Raw genomic sequence first — 1449 nt, forward strand, 5'->3', positions numbered from 1 at the left:
GGCAGGGAGACTTCGAGGCGCTTGCCGCCGACCTCGACGACGACGGTCTCGCGGCCGGCCTCCTCGCCCTCTTCCTCGGCCGCCGTGCCCGCGAACGGCTCGATGGTGTTGACGAACTCCGTCTCGATCCACCGCGTGTGCACCCGGAACGGGTCGGCGGTGAAGGCAGGATCGCTCACCACGGCCCGGTGGAAGGGGATGGCCGTGGCCATGCCCTCGACCTTGAACTCGCTCAGCGCACGCGCCGCCCGCTGCAGCGCCTGCTCACGCGTGGCACCCGTGACGATCAGCTTCGCCAGCAGCGAGTCCCACGCCGGACCGATCACACTGCCCGACTCCACACCCGCGTCCAGGCGCACACCCGGACCCGTAGGAGCGTCGAAGCGGGTGACCGTGCCCGGAGCGGGCAGGAAGTTACGGCCCGGGTCCTCACCGTTGATACGGAACTCGAACGAGTGACCGCGCAGCGGCGGGTCGTCGTAGCCGAGCTCCTCGCCGTCGGCGATGCGGAACATCTCGCGGACCAGGTCGATGCCGGTGACCTCTTCGGTGACCGGGTGCTCGACCTGCAGGCGGGTGTTGACCTCCAGGAAGGAGATCGTGCCGTCCTGGCCGACGAGGAACTCGCACGTGCCCGCACCCTCGTAGCCGGCCTCGCGCAGGATCGCCTTCGAAGCGCGGTAGAGCTCGGCGTTCTGCTCCGCCGACAAGAACGGCGCCGGGGCCTCCTCGACGAGCTTTTGGTGGCGGCGCTGCAGCGAGCAGTCACGGGTGGAGACGACCACGACGTTGCCGTGCTTGTCGGCCAGGCACTGGGTCTCGACGTGGCGGGGCCGGTCGAGGTAGCGCTCGACGAAGCACTCCCCCCGCCCGAACGCGGCAACGGCCTCGCGGACGGCGGAGTCGTAGAGCTCGGGGACCTCTTCCAGGGTCCGGGCGACCTTCAGGCCGCGCCCGCCACCACCGAAAGCAGCCTTGATCGCGATGGGCAGGCCATGCTCGCGGGCGAACGCCACGACCTCCTCCGCACCCGCAACCGGGTCCGGGGTACCGGCCACCAGCGGCGCACCCGCACGCTGGGCGATGTGACGGGCCGCCACCTTGTCACCCAGATCCCGGATCGCCTGCGGCGGCGGACCGATCCACGTCAGCCCCGCATCCAGCACGGCCTGGGCGAAGTCGGCGTTCTCGGAAAGGAAGCCGTACCCGGGGTGAACGGCATCCGCCCCCGACTCGGCCGCCGCGGCAAGCACCTTGGCCACATCGAGGTAGCTCGTCGCCGGGGTGTCACCGCCCAGCGCATACGCCTCATCAGCGGCGCGGACATGCAGCGCGTCCCGGTCCGGATCCGCGTAGACCGCCACACTGGCAATCCCGGCATCCCGGCACGCGCGAGCTACGCGGACAGCGATTTCGCCACGGTTGGCGATGAGCACCTTGCGCACGATG

Annotated in this window: 1 protein-coding gene; it reads right to left on the reverse strand. The window is 70.5% G+C overall.

Annotated elements, in window-relative coordinates; all coding sequences use genetic code 11:
* A partial coding sequence (locus tag V7793_RS37515) for an acetyl-CoA carboxylase biotin carboxylase subunit (RefSeq protein ID WP_336014211.1) occupies positions 1-1445 on the reverse strand: 1445 nt, incomplete at its 3' end.
* Positions 1446-1449 lie beyond the last annotated feature (4 nt).

Source organism: Streptomyces sp. KLMMK (assembly GCF_036961605.1).
Lineage (GTDB): Bacteria > Actinomycetota > Actinomycetes > Streptomycetales > Streptomycetaceae > Streptomyces > Streptomyces telluris.